General features: G+C 72.4%; 20 protein-coding genes and 1 other RNA gene. 12 read left to right on the top strand and 9 right to left on the bottom strand.

The window, feature by feature from the left end:
- Positions 1–23 precede the first annotated feature (23 nt).
- From F1D97_RS08635 to F1D97_RS08665, 7 genes are all read left to right on the top strand, one after another.
- Positions 24–1,226, top strand: coding sequence for an ROK family transcriptional regulator (locus tag F1D97_RS08635; protein WP_236123411.1), 1,203 nt, complete (start codon positions 24–26; stop codon positions 1,224–1,226).
- A 79-nt stretch (positions 1,227–1,305) separates the two neighbouring features.
- Positions 1,306–2,076, top strand: a complete 771-nt coding sequence (locus tag F1D97_RS08640; RefSeq protein ID WP_236123412.1) for an ATP-binding cassette domain-containing protein — start codon at positions 1,306–1,308, stop codon at positions 2,074–2,076.
- A 243-nt stretch (positions 2,077–2,319) separates the two neighbouring features.
- The gene (gene ftsE / locus F1D97_RS08645) at positions 2,320–3,009 is read left to right on the top strand and encodes a cell division ATP-binding protein FtsE (RefSeq protein ID WP_094179555.1); all 690 of its coding nucleotides are present in this window, start codon (positions 2,320–2,322) and stop codon (positions 3,007–3,009) included.
- Between the two features lie 12 nt (positions 3,010–3,021).
- Positions 3,022–3,936, top strand: coding sequence for a permease-like cell division protein FtsX (gene ftsX, locus F1D97_RS08650; protein ID WP_236123413.1), 915 nt, complete (start codon positions 3,022–3,024; stop codon positions 3,934–3,936).
- 2 nt (positions 3,937–3,938) lie between these two features.
- A complete protein-coding gene (locus F1D97_RS08655) occupies positions 3,939–5,330 on the top strand; it encodes a peptidoglycan DD-metalloendopeptidase family protein (protein ID WP_236123414.1) in 1,392 nt (463 codons plus the stop codon).
- Positions 5,331–5,464: 134 nt separating this feature from the next.
- On the top strand, positions 5,465–5,935 hold the full coding sequence (smpB, locus tag F1D97_RS08660) for an SsrA-binding protein SmpB (RefSeq protein ID WP_236123415.1): 471 nt from the start codon (positions 5,465–5,467) through the stop codon (positions 5,933–5,935).
- Positions 5,936–5,978: 43 nt separating this feature from the next.
- Positions 5,979–7,889 carry a DUF2207 domain-containing protein gene (locus tag F1D97_RS08665; RefSeq protein ID WP_236123416.1) on the top strand — a complete coding sequence of 637 codons (1,911 nt, stop codon included), beginning with the start codon at positions 5,979–5,981 and terminating at the stop codon, positions 7,887–7,889.
- Between the two features lie 6 nt (positions 7,890–7,895).
- Here F1D97_RS08665 and F1D97_RS08670 read toward each other — a convergent pair whose 3' ends face one another.
- Positions 7,896–8,960: an ATP-dependent DNA ligase gene (locus F1D97_RS08670; protein WP_236123417.1), complete on the bottom strand. Its 1,065-nt coding sequence runs from the start codon at positions 8,958–8,960 to the stop codon at positions 7,896–7,898.
- 269 nt (positions 8,961–9,229) lie between these two features.
- On the opposite strand from F1D97_RS08670, the gene F1D97_RS08675 reads away from it, so the two are divergent.
- Both F1D97_RS08675 and ssrA read left to right on the top strand, forming a co-directional pair.
- Complete coding sequence (locus tag F1D97_RS08675; protein WP_236123418.1) at positions 9,230–9,604, top strand: hypothetical protein; 375 nt, start codon at positions 9,230–9,232, stop codon at positions 9,602–9,604.
- Positions 9,605–9,717: 113 nt separating this feature from the next.
- Positions 9,718–10,086, top strand: a transfer-messenger RNA (tmRNA) gene (gene ssrA / locus F1D97_RS08680).
- Between the two features lie 120 nt (positions 10,087–10,206).
- On the opposite strand, the gene F1D97_RS08685 is transcribed toward ssrA, so the two are convergent.
- The 4 genes from F1D97_RS08685 to F1D97_RS08700 form a co-directional block, all read right to left on the bottom strand.
- Entirely contained in the window at positions 10,207–11,016 is an 810-nt protein-coding gene (locus F1D97_RS08685; RefSeq protein ID WP_236123419.1) for a nucleotidyl transferase AbiEii/AbiGii toxin family protein, read from the bottom strand.
- Positions 10,982–12,022, bottom strand: coding sequence for a type IV toxin-antitoxin system AbiEi family antitoxin (locus F1D97_RS08690; RefSeq protein ID WP_236123420.1), 1,041 nt, complete (start codon positions 12,020–12,022; stop codon positions 10,982–10,984). The genes F1D97_RS08685 and F1D97_RS08690 overlap by 35 nt, the downstream gene beginning before the upstream one ends.
- A 124-nt stretch (positions 12,023–12,146) precedes the next feature.
- Positions 12,147–12,692, bottom strand: coding sequence for a hypothetical protein (locus tag F1D97_RS08695; RefSeq protein ID WP_236123421.1), 546 nt, complete (start codon positions 12,690–12,692; stop codon positions 12,147–12,149).
- Entirely contained in the window at positions 12,689–13,849 is a 1,161-nt protein-coding gene (locus tag F1D97_RS08700; protein ID WP_236123422.1) for a serine/threonine-protein kinase, read from the bottom strand. The genes F1D97_RS08695 and F1D97_RS08700 overlap by 4 nt, the downstream gene beginning before the upstream one ends.
- 142 nt (positions 13,850–13,991) lie before the next feature.
- On the opposite strand from F1D97_RS08700, the gene F1D97_RS08705 reads away from it, so the two are divergent.
- A complete protein-coding gene (locus F1D97_RS08705; RefSeq protein WP_236123423.1) occupies positions 13,992–15,143 on the top strand; it encodes a methyltransferase in 1,152 nt (383 codons plus the stop codon).
- Positions 15,144–15,183: 40 nt separating this feature from the next.
- Here the strand turns inward: F1D97_RS08705 and F1D97_RS08710 are convergent, their stop codons facing one another.
- Positions 15,184–16,086: a nuclease-related domain-containing protein gene (locus F1D97_RS08710; protein WP_236123424.1), complete on the bottom strand. Its 903-nt coding sequence runs from the start codon at positions 16,084–16,086 to the stop codon at positions 15,184–15,186.
- A gap of 136 nt (positions 16,087–16,222) precedes the next feature.
- Between F1D97_RS08710 and F1D97_RS08715 the strand changes: the two genes are divergently transcribed.
- Positions 16,223–17,119 carry an SDR family oxidoreductase gene (locus F1D97_RS08715; RefSeq protein WP_236123425.1) on the top strand — a complete coding sequence of 299 codons (897 nt, stop codon included), beginning with the start codon at positions 16,223–16,225 and terminating at the stop codon, positions 17,117–17,119.
- 19 nt (positions 17,120–17,138) lie between these two features.
- On the opposite strand, the gene F1D97_RS08720 is transcribed toward F1D97_RS08715, so the two are convergent.
- Positions 17,139–18,524: a hypothetical protein gene (locus F1D97_RS08720; protein ID WP_236123426.1), complete on the bottom strand. Its 1,386-nt coding sequence runs from the start codon at positions 18,522–18,524 to the stop codon at positions 17,139–17,141.
- A gap of 248 nt (positions 18,525–18,772) precedes the next feature.
- Between F1D97_RS08720 and F1D97_RS08725 the strand changes: the two genes are divergently transcribed.
- A complete protein-coding gene (locus F1D97_RS08725) occupies positions 18,773–19,249 on the top strand; it encodes a CoA-binding protein (protein WP_236123427.1) in 477 nt (158 codons plus the stop codon).
- 9 nt (positions 19,250–19,258) lie between these two features.
- Here the strand turns inward: F1D97_RS08725 and F1D97_RS08730 are convergent, their stop codons facing one another.
- A complete protein-coding gene (locus F1D97_RS08730; protein ID WP_236123428.1) occupies positions 19,259–19,567 on the bottom strand; it encodes a DUF5808 domain-containing protein in 309 nt (102 codons plus the stop codon).
- 42 nt (positions 19,568–19,609) lie between these two features.
- Positions 19,610–21,139 (bottom strand): LuxR family transcriptional regulator, encoded by a 1,530-nt coding sequence (locus F1D97_RS08735; protein WP_236123429.1) that lies wholly within the window; start codon positions 21,137–21,139, stop codon positions 19,610–19,612.
- Positions 21,140–21,497: the final 358 nt, after the last annotated feature.

Here is a 21,497-nt window from a genome sequence, read left to right on the forward strand (position 1 = left end):
CCGACGGACACTAGGGTGCGAGCGTGAGCAGGCGAGCGAGCACGGCCGGCTCACAGTCGTCCCTGCGCGAGGCCAACCGCCAGCTCGTCGTCGAGACGGTCAAGCGGTACGGCGGCCTGACGCAGGTCGAGCTCTCCGAGGCCACCGGTCTGTCCCAGGCGACGGTGTCGACGATCGTCCGCGAGCTCTACGCCGCGGGGGTCGTCGACACTGTCGCGACCACGCGCAGCGGGCGGCGTGCCCAGATGGTCACGCTCGCCCGCCGCGTGGGTCTCGCGGCCGACGTGCAGATCGGCCACCGGCACCTGCGCGTCGCGCTGGGCGACTTCTCGCACGAGATCCTCGCCGAGCAGACGCTCCCGCTGCCGGTGGAGCACCGGGTCGACACGACGCTCGACCGGGTCGCGCTGCTGGTGATCGACCTGCTCGAACGGGTCGGGGCGTCGCTCGGCGACGTGGTCGGCATGGGCGTCGGCGTGCCGGCTCCCGTCGACCTCGCGACGGGGATGATCTCCGTCGAGGGGATCATGCCCGGCTGGGACGACGTGCACCTCGGGCAGGTCCTGTCCAAGCGGCTCGAGCTGCCCGTGTACGTCGACAACGACGCGAACCTGGCGGCCGTCGCGGAGTCCACCGTCGGCGCCGCGCGGGACCACGCGGACAGCCTGTTCCTGCGGGCGTCGTACGGCGTGGGCGCCGGGATCGTCCTCGGCGGCCAGGTGCTGCGCGGCTTCGCGGGCACCGCGGGGGAGATCGGGCACCTCACGGTGCGCCCCGACGGCGAGCCGTGCCGGTGCGGCCGGCGCGGGTGCCTCGACACGGTCGTCGGGGCGGGAGCGCTGCTCGACGCGGTCGGGCCCGTGCCTGGGATCGCGAGCCTGCGCGACGTCGTGCAGCGCGCCAACCAGGGCGACGAGCGCTGCGGCGACGCGATCGCGGAGGCCGGTGCGGTGATCGGGGCGGCGCTCGCGGGGCTCGTGCTGGCGGTGAACCCGCAGGTGGTGGTCGTGGGCGGGGAGCTCGCGGAGACCGGCGAGACGCTCGTGGCGCCGCTGCGCGCGGCGCTCTCGCGGCACGCGCTGCCGAACCGCATCGCGCCGCTGGAGGTGGTACGCGCGAGCCTCGGCACGCGCGCGGAGATGGTGGGGGCGCTGGCACTCGCGGTCCAGTCGACCGACGTGCCTCTGAGCGTCGACGAGACCGTCGACGTCGAGGGGTTGGGATGACGTCGATGGAGGACCGTTGACGACGCAGGAGTGGGAGACTTCACTGACCGCAACACGACGACGTGAGGCAGGTGAGCACATGGACGCGGTGCCGGTGCCTCTGCTGTCCATGCGCGGCATCAGCAAGAACTTCGGCGCGGTCGAGGCGCTCGCGGGCGTCGACATCGACGTGTTCGCGCACGAGGTCGTCGCGCTCGTCGGCGACAACGGGGCCGGCAAGTCGACGCTCGCCAAGGTCGTCGCAGGTGCGTACACGCCCGACGCGGGCCTCATCGAGATCGCGGGGGAGCCCACGACGATCACGACGCCGGCCGCCGCGCACCAGCTCGGCATCGCGACCGTGTTCCAGGACTTCGCGCTGTGCGACAACCTCGACGTGACGTCGAACCTCTTCCTGGGACGCGAGGTGCGCTCGGGCGGGCTGCTCGACGACGGGTACATGGAGGCCACCGCGCGCCGCGTCCTCGACAAGCTGAACTCGCGCATCCCGTCGGTCCGCACGCCGTTGTCGACCCTCTCGGCCGGGCAGCGGCAGTCGGTCGCGATCGCGCGCACGCTCATCGGCGAGCCGCGCATCGTCGTGCTCGACGAGCCGACCGCGGCCCTGTCGGTCGCGCAGACCGCCGAGGTGCTCACCCACATCGAGCGGCTGCGCGAGCTGGGTCTCGCGGTCATCCTCATCAGCCACAACATGACGGACGTGCGCGCGGTGTCCGACCGCATCGTCGTCCTGCGGCACGGCCGCAACAACGGCACGTTCGACGCGGCGACGACGAGCCACGAGGAGGTCCTCGCGGCGATCACGGGCGCGACGGTGCGCCGCCAGCCGCGCCTGCACGCGCTGCGCTGACACCGCGCGTGGCCGCGGCGCACGTGCCCGGCACGTCCGCGCGGCACGTCCCGTCCGGTTCGTCCGGATCGGTCGCGCCCGATCGTCGACCTTCACCGGACCTCCCCGCCCGCACGGCGTGTCGCCGGACCGGGCCCACGGCGGCGGTGCCTAGTCTCGACGCGCCGGACACCCGTCCGGTGGCCGGGTGCGCCCGGTCCGGTGGTGCGGGACCCGCCGCAGCGAGCAACCCGAGCGAGCAGCGTGATCAAGTTCGAGAACGTCACCAAGGTCTACGCGCGCGGCGCACGCCCCGCGCTGGACCGCATCACGCTCGAGGTGGAGCGCGGTGAGTTCGTCTTCCTCGTCGGCGCGTCCGGCTCGGGGAAGTCGACGTTCCTGCGCCTCGTGCTGCGCGAGGAACGCGCGTCGGCCGGCAAGGTCTTCGTCGCGGGCAAGGAGCTCGGCTCGCTGTCGTCGTGGAAGGTCCCGCAGCTGCGTCGCCAGATCGGCGCGGTCTTCCAGGACTTCCGCCTGCTGCCCAACAAGACCGTGTTCGAGAACGTCGCGTTCGCGCTGCAGGTCATCGGCAAGCCGCGGCACCAGATCCTCACGACCGTCCCGGACGTGCTCGAGATGGTCGGGCTCGCGGGCAAGGAGAAGCGCCGTCCGCACGAGCTGTCGGGCGGTGAGCAGCAGCGTGTCGCGATCGCGCGCGCGTTCGTCAACCGGCCGCAGATCCTGCTGTGCGACGAGCCCACCGGCAACCTCGACCCGACGACGTCCCTGGGGATCATGCGCCTGCTCGACCGCATCAACCGCACCGGCACCACGGTGGTCATGGCCACGCACGACGACGAGATCGTCGACCAGATGCGCAAGCGCGTCGTCGAGCTCGCGACCGGTGAGCTCGTGCGCGACCAGTCGCGCGGCGTCTACGGCTCGGACCGCTGAGGCGAGGGCGACATGCGACTGCGATTCATCCTCTCCGAGATCGGCATCGGTCTTCGTCGGAACCTGTCGATGACGATCTCGGTCGTCCTCGTCACGTTCGTCTCGCTGACGTTCGTCGGCTCCGCCGCCCTGCTGCAGCTGCAGATCGGCAAGATGAAGGACGACTGGTACGACAAGGTCGAGGTCTCGGTCTTCCTCTGCCCGGCGACGTCTCCCGAGCCGACGTGCGCGGGCGGTGAGGTCACCGACGAGCAGAAGGACGCCATCACCGCGGCGCTCGACGAGCCGGAGATCGCCCCGCTCGTCGAGGAGGTCTTCTTCGAGACCAAGGAGGAGGCGTTCGACTCCTTCAAGAAGCAGTTCGGCGACCAGTCGTGGGCGTCGGTCGCGACCGTCGACGACATGAACTCCTCGTTCCGCATCAAGCTCACCGACCCGTCGCAGTACGAGGTCGTCGCGGACGTCGTGTCCGGCAAGCAGGGCGTCGAGTCCGTGCAGGACCAGCGGCGCCTGTTCGACCGCCTCTTCCTGGTGATCGACCGCGCGACGCTGCTCACGGGCGGGCTCGCCGCCGTCATGCTCGTCGCCGCCGTCCTGCTCATCACCACGACCATCCGCCTGTCCGCGATGTCCCGCCGGCGCGAGACCGGCATCATGCGGCTCGTCGGCGCGTCCACGTGGTTCATCCAGCTGCCGTTCATGCTCGAGGGGGCGATCGCGGCGACGGTCGGGTCGCTCATGGCGGTCGGCGGGCTGTGGCTCGGCGTGGAGTACCTGGTCACGGACTGGTTGGGCGGTACTGTCTCCTGGATCCCGTACGTGACCACAGCCGACGTCCTCACGGTCGCGCCGCTCCTGGTGGTTGCCGGCATCCTGCTGGCTGCGATCTCCTCGCTCGTGACCCTGAGCCGCTACACGAAGGTGTGAGCATGCGCCGACGCACGCGACCGAGCCGACCGACCGCCCCGCGGACCGACCTGCGGACCGACCTGCGGACCGACCTGCGGCGGGCACGCACCCGCGCGTCTCGCCCGGGTGCGCTGCTCGCGATCGTGGGCCTCGTCGCGACGATCGTGCTGGGCGCGGTCGCGACGCCGGCGAACGCCGACGCGATCGACGACCGCCGCAAGGCCGCCGAGCGGCAGAAGTCCGCGAACGAGAAGGAGCGCTCCGACGCCGAGGAGGTCCTCGAGGGTCTCGAGGGCGAGCTCGGCGCGGTCTCCGACCGGCTGCTGGAGGTGCGGTCGCAGCTGCCCGCCGCGCGGCTCGCCGTGCAGGAGGCCGAGGCCGAGTACGCGAAGGCGAAGCGCGAGGCCGCGATCGTCGCGGCACGCCTGCAGGACGCGCGTGAGCAGGCCGACGACCTGTCCGCGACGATCGAGGCGGACTCCGACGAGTCGGCCCGCCTGCGTGAGGCGATCGGGCAGATGGCACGCGAGGCGTACCGCGGCGGCGGCGACGTGTCGGGCGTGAGCATGGTGCTCGACGCGGACTCGAGCGAGGACTTCATCCAGCGCGCCGACCTCATGAGCCAGGCGCTGCGCACGCGCGCGCAGGTGCTCGACGACCTGCAGGCCACCGAGTCCGGCAACCGCAACTCCGCGGAGCGCCTCGAGGCGGTCCAGACGCGCATCGGCGAGCTCAAGGACGAGGCCGACGCGAAGGTCGCGCAGTCCAAGGCCGCGAAGAAGGCCGCCGAGGACGCCAAGGCGAAGCTCGACGCGCTGCTCGCCGAGGAGAAGGAGAAGCAGGCGGCGCTGCTCGCGAAGAAGGGCGAGATCACCGCGCAGCTCGCGCGCATCGAGCAGGAGGCCAGGCGCATCGAGTCCGACCTGCGCAAGGCGATCGAGGAGCAGAAGAAGCGCGACGCCGAGCGGGCGAAGGACCCGGGTGACCCGCCGCCCTCGTCGGGCACGCTGTTCGTCAACCCGACGCAGACCCGGCCGATCGTCGTGACGTCCGAGTACGGCATGCGCTTCCACCCGGTGCTGAGGTACTGGCGCCTGCACGCGGGCATCGACCTGCGCGACTACTGCGGCAACGACGTGTACGCGGCCCGTTCCGGGACGGTGGCCTGGACGCAGTACCGCTACGGGTACGGCAACCAGGTGATGATCACGCACGGCACCGTCAACGGACGGTCGCTCGCGACGAGCTACAACCACCTGTCGTCGTTCGTCGTGAAGCCCGGTGCGCACGTCAAGGCGGGTCAGCTCATCGCCCGGGCCGGCAACACCGGCACCTCGGCGGCGTGCCACCTGCACTTCGAGGTGTACGTCAACGGCTCGACGACGAACCCGCGGCCGTACCTCGGGCTCTGAGCCCGTCGCCGGCCGGCGATAAGCCCGCGAGCTCTCGGCGGGTCGGCGGGTACGCTCGTCGGGCGCACGAGCGACGTGCGCGTGCGGCTCGTCGTGACGACGGGACCGCCAGGACGAACGAGGAGGGGTGCGCGGTGGCCAAGGACTCCGGGCGCAAGCTCGTGGCCGCCAACCGCAAGGCCCGCCACGACTACACGATCGAGGACGTCTTCGAGGCCGGCGTCGTGCTGACCGGCACCGAGGTCAAGGCGCTGCGCGCCGGCCGCGCGTCGCTGGTCGACGGCTGGTGCGAGGTCGAGGGCGGCGAGGCGTGGCTGCACGGGGTGCACATCCCCGAATACGCGCAGGGCACGTGGACCAACCACGCGCCGCGCCGCAAGCGCAAGCTCCTGCTGCACCGCGAGGAGATCGACCGGCTCGAGTCCCGCACCCGCGAGAAGGGGCACACCGTCGTCCCGCTCGCGCTGTACTTCCTCGACGGCCGCGCGAAGGTCGAGATCGCGCTGGCCCGAGGCAAGAAGGACTGGGACAAGCGCCAGGCGCTGCGCGAGCGGCAGGACAACATGGAGGCGCAGCGCGCGATCCGGGAGCGCCGCGACCGCTGACGGGTCCCGGTCGCCTTGCCGCAGGTCGCGATAGGTTGCGGCGGTGCACCGAATCGCGAGCCACTCCCTGCCGGCCGGGCGCGCCGCGCGCCGCGCTGGCGTCGTCCTCGGACTGTCCGGCGCCGTGCTCGTCGGCACCGCGCTCGCCGCGACCGCCGCGCCGGACCAGACGAACGGCCGCGAGATCACGCGGTACGACGTGACCGCGACGCTCGACGCGTCCGGGGTCGCGGACGTGAGCGTCGACTTCGACTTCGACTTCGGCGACGACCCCGGCCACGGCCCGTACCTCACGCTGCCGACCCGGCAGGGGTACGACGAGACGCTCGACCGCGCGTTCGAGTACAGCGGGATCACCGTGTCGAGCCCGTCGGGCGCGCCCGCGGACCTCCACCGCGAGGAGAGCGACGGCTGGCTCACGCTACGGATCGGCGACGAGGACGTCGACGACGTGTCGGGCGTGCAGTCCTACCGCCTGACCTACCGCGTCGACGGGCTCGTGAACCCCGCGAACGAGCAGCACTCGGGCGACGAGCTGTACTGGAACGTCATCGGCGAGGGGTGGGAGATCCCGATCGGCGACGTGAGCGCGACCGTCACCGGACCCGCGGACGTCGAGGGTGCCGTCTGCTTCGCCGGTCCGTCGGGATCGACGGCGCCGTGCACGTCCGCGTCGACGCTGGGGGCGACCGCGACGTTCACGCAGGACCTGCTCGGCCGGGGAGAGCCGTTCACGACCGTGACCGGTTGGCCCGGCGGCACGTTCGTCGGAGCCGAGCCGATCCTCGTCGAGCGGCCCGACCCGGCCGCCGTGTGGGCGCCCGCCTCGCCGCTCGGCGGCGTCGCGGTGCTCGCCGCGCTGGGCGGCAGCGCGCTCGCCGTGCGGCGCGTGCGGCGCACCGGACGCGACCGCGCCTACCTCGGTCTGACGCCCGGGCTGCGGCCCGTCCACGGCCAGGACGTCGGCTCGGGGTACCGCGACAAGCGCACGCCCGTGAGCGTGCAGTTCACTCCGCCCGAGAACGTGCGGCCCGGCGAGCTCGGCACGCTCGTCGACGAGAAGGCCGACCCCGTCGACGTGACCGCGACCCTCATCGACCTCGCCGTGCGCGGCTACCTGCGCATCGAGGAGGTCCCGCGCAAGAACCCGAAGAAGAAGCCGAAGGACTGGACGCTCGTGCGGCTGCGGCCGGCCGACGGCGCACTGCTCGAGTACGAGGTGCGGCTCCTCGACGACGTGTTCGACGACCGGTCGAGCGTCACGCTGTCCGACCTCAAGCAGACGTTCGCCACGTCGATGGGCAAGGTCCAGGACGCGCTGTACGACCAGGTGACGAGCCTCGGCTGGTTCCGCGCCAACCCGAAGTCCGTGCGCGGGGCCTGGATCGCCGCGGGCATCGCGCTGATCGTCGCCGCGGGGATCGCGCTGGCCGTCGCGATCGCCGTCGGGGGCTCGTCGTCGTCCGCGCCCGGGGGGCTCGCCCTCGTGCCGGTCGCGATCGGGCTCGTCGGGGTCGTCGTGCTCGTGTGCGCCAAGCACGCGCCCGCCCGCACCGAGGACGGCACCGCGGTGCTCGCGCAGGCGCTCGGCTTCCGGACGTACCTGACGACCGCCGAGGCCGACCAGATCCGGTTCGAGGAGGGGCAGGACGTCTTCAGCCGGTACCTGCCCTACGCGATCGTGTTCGGCGTCGCCGAGCGATGGGCGCGCGTGTTCGCCGAGCTCGCCGCGCAGGGCCGCGCGATCGCCGCGCCCGGCTGGTACGTCGGGTACTACGACCCGCTGCCCGGGGTGTTCTGGGCGTCGGGCTTCGCGTCCTCGATCGACCGGTTCCAGACGGTCGCGACCGAGTCGCTCACCGCGCCCACGCCCGGCTCGTCGGGGGACTCCGGGTTCTCCGGCGGCGGCTTCTCCGGCGGTGGCGTCGGCGGGGGCGGTGGCGGCGGCTGGTGACCGCGGCTACGCGCGCAGCCCCAGGATGTCCGCGAGGTCGAACCGGACCGGCTCGTCGAGCTGCGCGTACGTGCACGTCGCCGGGTCCCTGTCCGGACGCCACCGGCGGAACTGAGCCGTGTGGCGGAACCGGTCGCCCTCCATGTGGTCGTACGCGACCTCGACGACGAGCTCGGGCCGCAACGGCACGAAGCTGAGGTCCTTCGTCGCGTTCCACCGGCTCACCGCCCCCGGCAGGCGCTGACCCGCGTGCGCCTGCTCGTCCGCCCACTGCGCCCACGGGTGGTCCTCGACGCCCTCGCGCAGGGGAGCGAGCTCCTCGACGAGGCTCGCGCGGCGCGCCATCGGGAACGACGCGACCACGCCCACGTGCTGCAGCCGGCCCTCGTCGTTCCACAGCCCCAGCAGCAGGCTCCCGACGACCGGGCCCGACTTGTGCCAGCGGAACCCCGCGACCACGCAGTCCGCCGTGCGCTCGTGCTTGACCTTGAACATCGTGCGCTTGTCCGGCTGGTACAGGCCGTCGAGCGGCTTGGCGACGACCCCGTCGAGTCCCGCGCCCTCGAACTGCGTGAACCAGCGCTGCGCCTCGTCGAGGTCGGCCGTCGCCGGCGTCACGTGCACGCGGCCGCCCGCGCCCGCCAGAGCCTCCGTCAGCCGGTCCCGACGCTGCGCGAGCGGGGTCGACATGAGGTCGTCGTCGCCGAGCGCCAGCACGTCGAACGCCACGAAGCTCGCCGGGGTCTGCTCCGAGAGGAGCCTCACGCGCGACGCCGCGGGGTGGATGCGGTTCGTGAGGGAGTCCCAGTCCAGCCGGTCACCCGAGACGATGACGATCTCGCCGTCCAGCACGCAGCGCTCCGGCGTGTGCTCCTTGATCTGCTCGACCAGCTCGGGGAAGTAGCGCGTCATCGGCTTCTCGTTGCGGCTGCCGAGCTCCACCTCGTCGCCGTCGCGGAACACGATCGTGCGGAAGCCGTCCCACTTGGGCTCGACGTGGCCCGTGTCGGGGATGTCCTTGACGGACTTCGCGAGCATCGGCGCGACGGGCGGCATCACGGGCAGGCGCATAGGGGACATCCTGCACCGGACGGGTGACAAGAGCACCGGTCCCCGGGCGCCGCTCGAAACCTGTACGGCCTGTCCATGCTGGGACCTGGCGTCTGCGCGCCCGACGTGTGAGACCCGCTGCCTGAGGCAGGCGAAGTGACACGTGTCAACGTCACCCACGGCGGGGCGCCGTGTCCGATACGCGAGTGATCTTGTTGGAGTTCCCCGTCGCGCCCCTGGCCTGCATGGATACAGTCGCAACCTGCCAGCGACGACAGGGGGGACATGTCATGGTGGGGGTGGACGTCGTGCCTGCGCTCGAGCGCGCGGTCGAGACGAAGACGCAGGTTCCGGAGGTGCTCGCGCTCGTCGGGGTGCTCGCCGTCATCGGGATCCTCGCGATCCTGGCGGTGCGCCGGAACACCGTGCGAGGGCGCACGCACGAGCCGCTGCCGGACGTCGTGCACGCGCTCGCCGAGCGCGGGTACCTCGCGTTCGAGCCGTACGACGACGACGGCACGCCCGAGTGGCTGCTGCACCGCCGCCGCCTGCCGGACCGCAACCTCTCGTCCTGCGAGCACGACTGGTACTTCGCGATCTTCGGCACGCGGCTCGCGAGCTGTGTGGTGTGGTCCGAGGTGCGCCCGCCCACGTCGGCGTCCTGACGCCCGTCGCGTCATCGCTCGGGAATCAGGGCGACCAGGCGGCTGTTGGGCAGGTAGTCTGGACACGTCCCGCTGACGCTGGTCGTGAGCCGGACACGTTGACAACTCAACACGGGGGTGATCGGTTTCGACGGTGATCGTCGAGCCAGGAGAAGCGGGTCGAGGACGCACGGTTATCTCGTAAACGCTCCGCGCAAATCATAGGTGCCAATTCCAAGAGCACCGACTTCGCCCTCGCCGCCTGAGCGAGCCTCGAAGTCCGTCGGCCTAAGTACGCTCTCGACTTAGTTCCCGGCGTCATCTAGAGAGCCACTGCTGATCCTCATCGTCAGTGTGAGGATCGGGACTTCTAGCTGACTGGGCCTGTCCGCCTTCCCGTCCGTGGGAGTGGTGGAGGCCGAGAAAATCCATCACGGACTGCACCCGGAGAAGCCCTGGTTCCACGTCATCGGACGCGGGTTCGATTCCCGCCACCTCCACCACGACGCTGCTGCGCGAGCCGACAGGCGAGCATGCGGCACGTCAGATCGCACGTCCACGAACGGCCCGCCGACACCGGCGGGCCGTTCGTGCGTCCGGGATCCCTGCCTGCGACCGCGTCCTCACGGCCTGTCTCGGGTGCGCTCGCCGAGGCCCGCGCGGAGAGCGAGCAGGATCGAGACGTCGTCCGCGACGGTGGCGGGCATGTCGGCGGCGAGCCGGACCACGTCGTCGTCTCCCAGCACCGTGAGCAGCCGTGACGTCTCGGAGCCGAGGACACCGGCGACGTCTCGGCCGAGCCGGTGCGCCGAGGCGAGGTCGGGGTCGAAGTCGTAGGCCTCGAGCAGTGCGGCGTGGGTCTCGTACAGCTCGTCGAGCAGTGTGCCGGTCGCGTACCAGCCGATGATCGTCTGGAGGTCGACGGCGTCGCGACGTGTCTCGAGCCGACGGTCCGACCACGCCATGAGCTTGAGCAGCGTGACGCCCGCGACCGAGGGAACGCGCACGCGGACGCCACCGGGGAGGGCCGCCTCGGCCGCTGCGTCATAGGCCTCGCGCAGGCCGAACGCGCTCATGCGCCCGCCGTCTCGCCAGTCGATCGTCCGTGACGACGTCTCGATCCCGCCGAACGGCACGATGTCGACCGGGAGGCCCGCGACGCGGTAGGTGTGCTCACGCCTGCCCGTGCGATCGAGGTGTGCTGCGACCTCGTCGTACGCCTCCCACGACGGCACGGCGACGGCGATGTCGACGTCGGCCGTGGCTCGGCTCGGGGGCTCGCCCGTGAGGGCGACCGAGAGGATGTCGCGGGCTGTCGCCCCGATCACCATGAGCCGTTCCCGTCGGCCTCCGATCGCCGCGTGGACCTCGGCGAGGACGTGGCTCGCGACCGCGATCCTAGGATCGGTCGAGCGCGACAAGTCGATCGTCAACGGCGCGGATCCTCTCTGCGTGCTCGCGTTGCCGGGGGTCGCCCGACGACACGAGGTCGGCGTACACGAGCGGTGAGGGGACGAGCGCGCCGGCGTCGTCGGGCGCGTGCCAGAACCGTGCGCGGAAACGGATCGCGCCGTGGTCGTCGGGGCGCAGGCGGTGCTTCACGACGAGCGGGGCGGGGACCGTGTCGACGTAGAACGTCGCGGTCGTCGGGTGCAGGTGGGCGTCGATCCGGCTCGCGGCGAGCTCGCCACCGAGCTGCGCCCCCGCGTCGAGGAGGTCGGCTTCGAGTGCGCTCAGCCGGTCCGGGTCGGCGAGCGCGAACGACGCGATCGACAGGCGCCGGGCGAGCGTGACGGTGTAGGCCTCCGCCCAGCGGCCGAGGAGCTCGCCGCCCCGGTTCAGAGTGCGGCCGTGCGCGCCGCTGCGGAGGTAGCCTGCTCCCGTCAGGTCCTGGAGCACGTTGTGCACGGTGCCGACCGCGACGCCGCTCGTCGCGGCGATGTCCCGCACGGGCCGGCTGAGCAGGCCCGGCCAGCCGAGCAGGGCGAACGTCACCATCGATCCCGCGCGGGTGAACGCGCGGGCGGCAGTGCGGTCGACGGCGTGCCGCGGGGTCGACGCCCGCGGCGGGCGACCGCGCACGTCGATGAGCACCCCGTCCCACGCGAGTCGTATGTTCCCCGCGGTGTCGGCGAAGTCGACGCCCCTCGCGCGCAGGACGTCAGCTGCCGCGTCGCCGATGTGGGGTGCGAGCAGCAGGAGCGGGCGAACCGTCGGCAGGTCCAGGGCGGTCGCAAGTCGGGCGTCGAGGCGCTTGAGCGTCGTGATGGTGGGGTACGAGGCGCGGCTGCCGGTGCCGACGTCGATCCTCAGGCGGAGGTCGGCCGCGCCCGGCTCGTCGTCCGTCGGCTCGCTGGTGATCCCGGCGTCGTGGAGGGCGCGGGTGACGTCCAGGACGAGCGTGTTCAACTCGTCCGCATGTTCATTCACATTGAACATGCAGTGATTATGAACGGTGGCCATGACATGCGCAACCGACGTGTGCCGCGAACTCAGCCAACGTGCGAACCCTGGCCTGTCGACGAGCACGTGCCACCGCGAGCGGCGAGCCGGCCTCTGGAGCTCACCCGCTTGCGCGGTCGCCCGGCTTGTTCTTTCCCTCTCCGCCGACCTTCTTGCCCGGTGGCTCGACCTTGACGCCCTTCTTGGGCTTCTTGGGCTTCTTGGGCTCTCGCGGTGGGGCCGGCTCAGACTTCGACGGCGCGGTGGCCCTGTCGACGACTGCCTTCGTCGTGGCCTGCTGCGTCGGCGTCGCATCGCCGGCCGGGGCTGCCTCCTCCGTCGCGGCGGCCTCGGCCGCGCTCGCGCGCTGCTGGGCCGCAGTGAGCTCGCCCTCGACCTCGTCGAGGGCCGCGTCTATCGCGCGGTACCGCATCGCCGAGACCTCGCCCTGCTCGACACCCTCGTCCAGCAGTGTCCGAGCCGACTCGAGCAGCGTCGAGGCCTCGCGCCAGTCGCCCTGGGCCGCGGCCCGTGTGACCGCCAGCACGGACGCCTGGAGCACGCGACCACGCTCCTCGGCGAGCTCGGTGGTGCGCCCGCAGCCCGACGTGCCGATCAGCGCGAGCGTGAGGCCGAGCGCCACGAGGGTCGTGCGCAGACGTCTCATGGCTGCACGCTCTCCTGGAGCTCGGTCAGGGCATCGCCGAGACGTCCGTCGACTGCGGGGTACGACGGCGCGTCGGACGGCTCGTCCGACGCCGACACCTGCTGCGCGACGAGCAGGCCGCCGACAGCGAGCAGCAGGGCGGCACCGGCGGAAAGCAGCGCGCGGCGCGGGTGGCGCCGGCGAGTCCCGGTCGGCGTGGGAGCTGCAGGGACGGCGTCCGTCGACTGCTCCTCGCTGGGCGGTGCCGCGGCGGCGGGGAGGGCGAGCGTGCGGTCCGGCGACGCGAGCGCCGCGAGAGCCGCCGCGACCTCGTCGGCGCTCGGTCGCTCGTCGGGCGTCATGAGCGTCATCCGCGTCAGCAGCGCCGCCAGCTCGGCGTCGATGTCCTCGGGGATGCGCGGCGGGGAGACCAGGCGCGCGATCGCGGACTCCGTCGTGGTACCCGCGAAGGCGGGGCGGCCGGTCAGGCACTCGATGAGCACGAGACCCAGCGAGTAGATGTCGCTCGACGGGGCCAGCGCCTCCCCGCGCGCCTGCTCCGGGCTGAGGTAGAGCACGGTGCCGAGCGTCTGGCCGGTCATCGTCAGCCGGGTGCCGTCGATCAGTCGCGCGATGCCGAAATCAGCGAGCTTGACCGCGGGTTCGCCCGCGTCGCCGGTCTCGAGCGCGTCGGGGCCGGTCAGCAGGATGTTGCCAGGCTTGATGTCGCGGTGGATCACGTCCTGGGCGTGGACCACCGCGAGCGCCTCGGCGATGTCGCGGCCCACGCGGGCGGCCTGCGCGTGGTCGAGCGGGACGCGGCGCAGCCGCTCGGAGAGGGTGGGGCCGCCCACCAGCTCCATGACGAGGTAGTCCTGCTGTCCGCCGTCGGGTCGCAGGTCGGTCCCCGCGTCGTACAGCATGACGAGCGCGGGGTGGCTGAGCGCCGCGAGCACGAGCACCTCGGCGCGGTTGCGCATGAGCTCGTCCTCGCCGTGGACCTCCGGGAACACCTTGAGGGCGACGTCGCGCCCCAGGAGGATGTCGTGAGCGCGGTGGACGGTCGCCATGCCGCCGCGGCCGAGCACGCCGTCGAGCCGGTAGCGACCGTCGACGACGATCGGCTCCGGTGCGTCCGACGGAGGCACCGTCGGAGGCAGGTCAACGTGTCCCAGCATGTCCTCGACGCTAAGCACGCTTCGGGCGACCCGCACTCCGGGAGGCCCGATGTCGCCCGATAGGGGGTTGACACACGGCCCCGACGAGGGGGCGAGCTCTGCGCGTGCAGGGGCGTCGTGCCCGACGGGCTAGCCTCGGGCCGTGGACTCAGACGCGGGGGCGGAGGACCTGCTGACCCGGCTCCGGCGGTACCCCGATCTCGAGGCGCCGAACCTGCACGCGGTCGACGCGACCGACCGGCTGATCCTCGACGAGGCCTCGTCGGCGCTGGACTCCACAGCCGGCGAGGACGTCGTCGTGATCGGCGATCACCACGGCGCGCTGACGCTCGGTGCGATCGCCCGGCACGGGCTGTCCGCGGTGCGCAGCCACCAGGACCGGCTGCTGGGGGAGCGGGCGCTGCTCGCGAACGCGGAGAGGCTCGGCGTCGGCGGGTTCGCGTCGCTCGGGCTGACGCCGGACCTCGTCGCCGGGGCGCGGTTGGTCCTGCTGCAGCTCCCACGCTCGCTGGACGCGCTCGACGAGGTCGCGGGTCTGGTCGCCGCGCACGCCGACCCGGACGTGCTCGTCGTCGCCGGTGGGCGGGTCAAGCACATGACGACGGCGATGAACGACGTCCTGCGGCGGCACTTCGGTGACGTGCGGGCGCGACTCGCCCGGCAGAAGTCCCGTGTCCTCGTCGCGTCACGGCCGCTTCCCGCCGACGAGCGTCCGGCGTCGTCCTGGCCGCGGCGCGAGACCCACCCGGACCTCGGGCTGACCGTCTGTGCCCACGGCGGTGCGTTCGCCGGGACGGGGATCGACATCGGCACCCGTGCGTTGCTCCAGCACCTCGAGGCGATGCCGGCCGATGCGACGTCGGCGCTGGACCTGGGCTGCGGCACCGGGGTGCTGGCGGTCCTCCTGGCACGGGCCCGCGCAGGGCTGACGGTCACCGCGACGGACGAGTCCGCGGCCGCGGTGGCCTCCGCCCGGGCGACGGTCGCCGCCAACGGCCTCCAGGACCGGGTCGTCGTCGAGCGCGCCGACGGGGCCGACGTCCTGCCCGACGCGAGCGTCGACCTCGTCGTGCTGAACCCGCCGTTCCACGTCGGGGCCGCGGTGCACGCCGGGATCGCCCAGGTGCTGTTCGCCGAGGCCGCGCGCGTGCTGCGTCCCGGTGGGGAGCTGTGGGCGGTGTGGAACTCGCACCTGCGCTACCGGTCCACGCTCGAGCGCGTCGTCGGACCGACCCGCCAGATCGACCGCGACCCGAAGTTCACCGTGACGGCCTCCACCCGCACGACCCACTGAGCAGAGTGCCGCCCTGTGGTGGCTGCCGTAGCGGGCGGGCTCAGGCGACCGGGAACGCCTGGGCGAGCAGACGGTGAAGCTCCTCGACGGCGGCGGGCGCGAGCGGGCCGGGCGCCGTCAGGTGCTCGTAGGCCTTCTTCGGCCACAGGACGTCCACCTCGTCGATCTGGAACGCGCCCCCGATGAGTGGCCAGTCCGCCTCGACGAAGCACAGCATGCCGCGCACAGGAACCTCGCCGTGGCCGGCCGCGGCGAGGGCATCCTGCACCAGCCCGACCTGCTTGTGGACGCCCTGGACGAGAGACGTGCCGTCGCGCGAACCCACGACGAGCCGGGCAGTACGGGGCCGGAGGATGCCGCCCTCGACCCGCAATGTCGGCCGGCCCTTGTAGCGCTTCGCGTCGATGACGAACACGCCGGACGCGGTCACGGCGACATGGTCGATGTTGGCGCGCGTGCGTGGGATGCGGCGGTCGTGCAACGTCCGGACGCCCTTGTCGGCGAGCGAGTCGAGCCCACGCCCCAGCATCTCCTCGCCCTTCGCGCCGCGCGCCCATGCGGTGGTGCTCTGGGGTTCGTCGGACACCGCGAGGATGAGCCCACCCAGCCGCGGGTGCGCCTCGCGGATCCGCTTCTCGCGTGCGGCGCTCCGCCGCTCGTACTCGCGTCGCGCGCTGCCTCCCGCGTGCCCGGCGTCGACCTCGACCTCGACCGACGGAGCGGCAGCAGGTGCGGGCACCTCGACGGTCGGCGGCACCTTGCCGGCCGACGACGCGTCGGGCGCGGCGGTGACGCACGGCAGGCAGGTCACCGCCTTCGCGCTCGGGTCGTAGACCGCTCGCACGCCGGCCGCGAGTGCCGCTCCGCAGGCTCGACACGTCCCGGCGTAGCGCAGCCGCATCGTCTTCGGGGCCGGGGAGGCCGCGTCGTCGCTCGTCGCCATCCCTGGGCATCGACAGGTACCGGTCGTCGCTTGACCCGCCGCTCGTGGGTGACGATCCGGCCATCCGTCCAGATCGTCGTTATCGTCACCGCACGAGACCGGTGCCGCCGGCGGCCCTGCACCCAAGGAGACGACGATGTCCTCTGACCAGCTCACGTTCGACAACCCCGTCGAGCGGCACAAGCACATCAAGCCGCACGCCTCGTGGCAGCCGCTGCCGGGACTCGACGCGGAGCTCGACCCGAAGGCCGACCACGGAGAGACGAGCTACCGCGGCACGGGCCGACTGCCCGGCCGCAAGGCGCTCATCACCGGCGGGGACTCGGGGATCGGCGCGGCGGTGGCCATCGCGTTCGCGCGCGAGGGTGCAGACGTCGCGCTCAGCTACCTGCCCGAGGAGCAGGTGGACGCCGAGGCGATCGCGGCGGTGGTCCGCGCCGAGGGCCGCAGAGCCGTGCTGCTGCCGGGCGACATCCGCGACCGCGAGTTCTGCCGGACTCTCGTCGCCGACGCCGTCGAGGGGCTGGGCGGGCTCGACATCCTCGTGAACAACGCCGCGCACCAGGTGTACCACCCGTCGTTCGACGAGCTCGACGAGGCGGACCTGGACCGCACCATCCAGACGAACGTGTACGCGATGTTCTGGATCACGCGAGACGCGCTTCCGCACCTGCCTCCGGGGTCGACGATCATCAACTCCACGTCCGTGCAGGGCTACAACCCGTCGCCGATGATCATCAACTACGCGTCGACGAAGTTCGCGATCATCGGGTTCACCAAGGCGCTCGCGGCGGACCTCGCACCGCGCGGCATCCGCGTGAACGCGGTCGCACCGGGGCCGGTGTGGACGCCGCTGCAGGTGTCCGACGGGCAGCCCGCGGAGAAGCTGAACGGGTTCGGTGAGTCGTCGTGGCTCGGCCGCACGAGCCAGCCGGTCGAGCAGGCTCCGGCGTACGTGTTCCTCGCCTCGCCGGAGTCGAGCTTCGTCGTCGGGGAGGTCATCAACGTCAACGGCGGCGCGAACGTCCCGTGACGGCTGTGCGTGGCGTCCTTCAGGCGTCGACGGAGATTGCGGGAGCTCGAGAGTCGGCGAGCTCTGGATCGTCCTGGGACGAGAGAGCCGTGGAGACGAGCGCGGGTGGGACGCTCGGGTCCTCCGTCACGACGACCTCAGTCTCCGACCGCAGGCGAGGTGGCGCCGCGGCCCAGGCCTTGAGGTTCTGCACCACCTCGGCGTAGAACGTGTCGATCGCGGTGAGCACCGAGTCGATGAAACAGCCACGGCCACGTCCACGCTTCGAGCCCATCGGCGCGCTCAGCGCGACACGGAAGGACCGCAGGTCCTTGCCAGGGTCTGCGATCAGGAGAGCCGGGGTCTCGCGCACGTTCTTCAGGAGCTCCGCCGCGCCCGGGCCGCGCTCGTGCGCGGCCCGGGCTTCGATCCTGAGCGTCTCCGGCGAGGCCTTGAGCTGACGGACGAGCCAGTTGACCCGGGTCGTCGCCCTGCCCTCGCGGGGAGCGTCGATGTCGAGGTGACACGTGATCGTGCTAGCCCGGAGATCCGCGGTCACGACGATGTCACCAACCGTCGACGGAATCCTGATCGCCCCGGCGAGCTGGCTGGTCCGTGCAAGCTCGGCGACCAGGGTCTGGGTTCGCAGCGTGGGGTCGGCGAGCTCCTTCCGGGAGAGCACGGGTGTGACCTCGGTGCCGAGCTGTCGACCGAGGCTGAGGCACGCGAAGCGGAGGAGAGCGTCAAAGCGCGACGAGACCTCCTTGACCCCCTTGTCCGTCGCTCGCAACGTGCCTGCCTTCACCGCGTCGCGCACCGGCACCCAGTGCTCGCCCATGTCGCTGAACTCCATTGCCCCTGAGCGGGGGTGTTCGAGGTAGCGGATGAGTTCGCCGAGGATCCAGGCCTGGTCGGGGTCCGCGACCCCGCGGAACTCCTTCTGCAAGACCGCCTCGGAGAGCACCTGAGTCCACGGCAGGTGGTGCAGTGCGACCTTGCGGAGCTTTCGCTTGTCGACGGTGGTCGGATGCTGACCCGCGATCGGCGGAATCTCGTTCGAGATCGTGATGACGGCGTCAAAGCCGGCCTCGCGAGCAATGTCGAGGTAGTTCTCGATCTGCTGCGGTTCGAGTGGGTTGTCGCCCGTCTTGACCTCGACCAACGCCGTCCAGGACTTCTGACCGCGTGTTGCACGGACGAGCCCATCGGGAAAGAGCCGGCGCTCGCCGACGAGGAATGGGACCTCGACATAAGTCTCCAAGCGACCCGCGGGCGCTCCGAGAGGCTTGGTGAGTGCTCTGCCGAACTCGGTCACGGCTGACATGACGGCGAGCAACGCTGATGTCGCCCGTCGCTCCTGCTCGTCCGCGCCGTTGATACCCGACGTCGGGATCAACCGCGCCTCGTGCCACGACTCCTCAGCCATCTCATCCCCTTCGACGAGTTCCGCTGTGGGAGGTATCGGTCCTCGACACGCGGTCCATGAGGCCGAGGCGTGCTCCAGGGCGCATCGCCCCATGCTGCGTCAATCGCTCAAGATACAGCGGCCGTGCAGCACGTAGACGGACGGAGGTTCCCTGAGCGGTCCGCTACGACGGACCGTTGGTCCCGTGCCGACGGCAGGGAGCCGTCACTAGCGTCGGTCGGAGGACTCGACCGGCGTGGGGGCGGACGATGACGAGCACCAGGCAAGCGGCACAGCGTTTCCTCGACGCGCGGCGGATCGCCGTCACGGGAGTCTCACGGACCCCGGCGAACCACGGCGCGAACGTCGTCTACACACGGCTGCGGGACCTCGGCTACGAGGTGTTCGCGGTGAACCCGAACGCGGAGTCCGTCGAGGGGGACACGGCGTACGCGAGCCTCGCCGCGATCCCCGGCGGGGTCGAGGCGGTCGTGATCGCGACCGCTCCCCGGCACGCGAAGGCGACCGTGCAGGAGGCGATCGACCTGGGCGTGACGCAGGTGTGGATGCACCGCTCGGTGGACAAGGGCAGCGTCGACCCCGAGGCGACGAGGCTGGGCCGCGAGCACGGGCTGACGGTGATCGACGGAGGGTGCCCGCTGATGTACGGGCGCGCGTCCGACCCGGGTCACCGGGTCATGTGTCGCCTGTTCACGTGGACGGGCCGGGTCCCGCGCACGGTCTGAGGGGACGGCTCAGTCCGACGAGACCGCGCGGCGTGCCAGCGCGTACACGCGGCCCAGGTTGAGGGTCCAGCCGACGCCGAAGACTCGCGGGCCGATGAGGTGGTCGGACTCGGGGTCCCACACGCGCTCGCGGAACCGGGAGATCGTCGGCGGTCGCAGCTCGTACGGCACGAAGCCGGCCACGACGCCGTGCCACGTGCGTTCCGCGCTCGGCTTGCGCAGCTCCTTGACGACGGCGGCGACGGCCAGCGCCACCCCGACGGCCCGGACGACGTCCTTCGCACCGACCTTGCGCTCGCTCTTGCCCTTGCTGGTCATCGGGCCCCCTCGTTCGCGGTCTGCACGGCCATCATCCAGTGCTCAGACGCGCTCGGCCAGTGCGGTCGCGAGGTCGGTGCGGGTGCGGACGCCGAGCTTCGCGTAGACGTTGCGCAGGTGGTACTCGATGGTCTTGGGGGACAGGAACAGCGCGGCAGCCGCCTCGCGGGTGGTGCGTCCCGCGGCGAGCACACGGGCGACCTGGAGCTCCTGGGGCGTGAGGTGGTCGAGGCCGGTGAGGTCGCGGCGGTGCGCGGTCTCGCCGGTGGCGCGCAGCTCGGCGGCCGCCTGCTCGGCCCAGGGTGCGGCGCCGAGTGAGTCGAACGTGGCGAGCGCGGCGCGCAGGTGCCCGCGGGCGTCGGTCCGACGACGAGCGCGGCGCAGCCGGGTGCCGTACGCGAGCCGGGTGCGCGCGGTCTCGAACGTGTCGGGTGTGCGCGTGTGCAGCTCGAGCGCCGCGTCGAAGTGCGTGTCGAGCTCCTCGTCGGCGCAGGTCAGACCGCGCGCGCGGGCGGCGCGTGCGAGGGACCACGGCTGGCCCTTGTCGACGGCGCGGGCCGTCAGGCGCGCGGCGAGGGAGGCGGCCTCGTCGTGGCGGTCGAGACGGACGAGCGCGTCGACCATCTCGGCGGCGGGCCAGGTGTCCACGTCGTCGAACCGCAGGGACGTGACGTGCGCGTCGACGGCGGTGTACGCGTCGAGGGCGTCCTGTGCGCGCCCGGCGCCGAGCGCGAGGTCGCCGAGCGCGGTCAGCGCCCAGGTACGGAAGAAGCCCAGGCGGTGCGTCGCCGTGAGCTCGAGCGCCTCGTCGGCGTGCGCGCGGCACGCGGCCTCGTCGCCGCGGCGGGCCTCGAGCCACGCGAGGCCCGCGAGACCCGCCGCGACGTCCGTCGCCTGACCGGCCTCGCGGGCGAGCGCGACCCCCTCCGTGTAGGTGGCCACCGCGTCGGTCCACCGGTCGGTGGTCGCCTGGTCGCGCGCGACGAGGAACAGCAGGATCGGCAGCCCGCCGAGGTCGGCACGTCGGCGCAGGTTCGCGACGACGGTGCGGATCACGGACCGCTCGTCGCCGTCCTCCCGCAGGTACAGCGGGCCGAGGACGAGCCACGGTGCGAGCTGCGGGTCGGCGAGGAGCGACGGGTCCTGCGCGATCTCGGCCATCGCGGCGCGGATCCGGTCGGGGCCGCCCTCGCCGGTGATGACGCCCGCGACGCCGGTCGCGAGCGTGCCGATCCAGCGGGCACGCGGGGACCGGACGCGGGGGAGGAGCGCGTCGACGCGGGCGGCGGCCCGCGCGGCGGCGGCCGTGTCGCCCGCGTACTGCGCGGCGAGCACGCCGTCCGCGAGGAGCGGCACCGCGCGGTCCGGGTCGAGGTCGGCGACCGACGTGCCCGCGGCGATGAGCACGTCGCGCGCACGTTCGCTCGACCCCGTGCGCGCCGCGACCGTGCCCTCGAGCGCGGCGGTGCGTAGTCGGACCTCGGGCGGACGCGGCAGTGTGCTCGCCCGCGCGAGGAGGTCGAGCGCGGCCTCGGGCTGCCCGGCGCGCCACCGGAACTCCGCCGCGGACACCAGCCGTTCCGCGCGGTGCCGCGCCGTCGGGGGTGAGCCGGGCGGCGCGCTCGCACGACGCGGCGGCCACCGCAGGCGCGCCGCGTTCCCCGGCGCGTCGCGCGGCCGCGTCGATCGTCGCCGCGACCCGCTCGTCGGGTTCGGTCGTCGCCTCGCCCAGGTGCCACGCGCGCCGGTCGAGGTCCGCGGGCGGGACCGCGGCGGCCAGCGCGCGGTGCACCGCGCGACGTTCGGCGGGTGCCGCCTCGGCCCACACGGCCGAGCGGACCAGGTCGTGCCGGAACGTCACGCGCCCCGCGTCGACCGTCACGAGTCCCGCGGCGGCGGCCTCGTCGAGCTCGTCGGGACCCACCCCGAG

The organism is Cellulomonas palmilytica (assembly GCF_021590045.1).
GTDB classification, from domain to species: Bacteria; Actinomycetota; Actinomycetes; order Actinomycetales; family Cellulomonadaceae; genus Cellulomonas; species Cellulomonas palmilytica.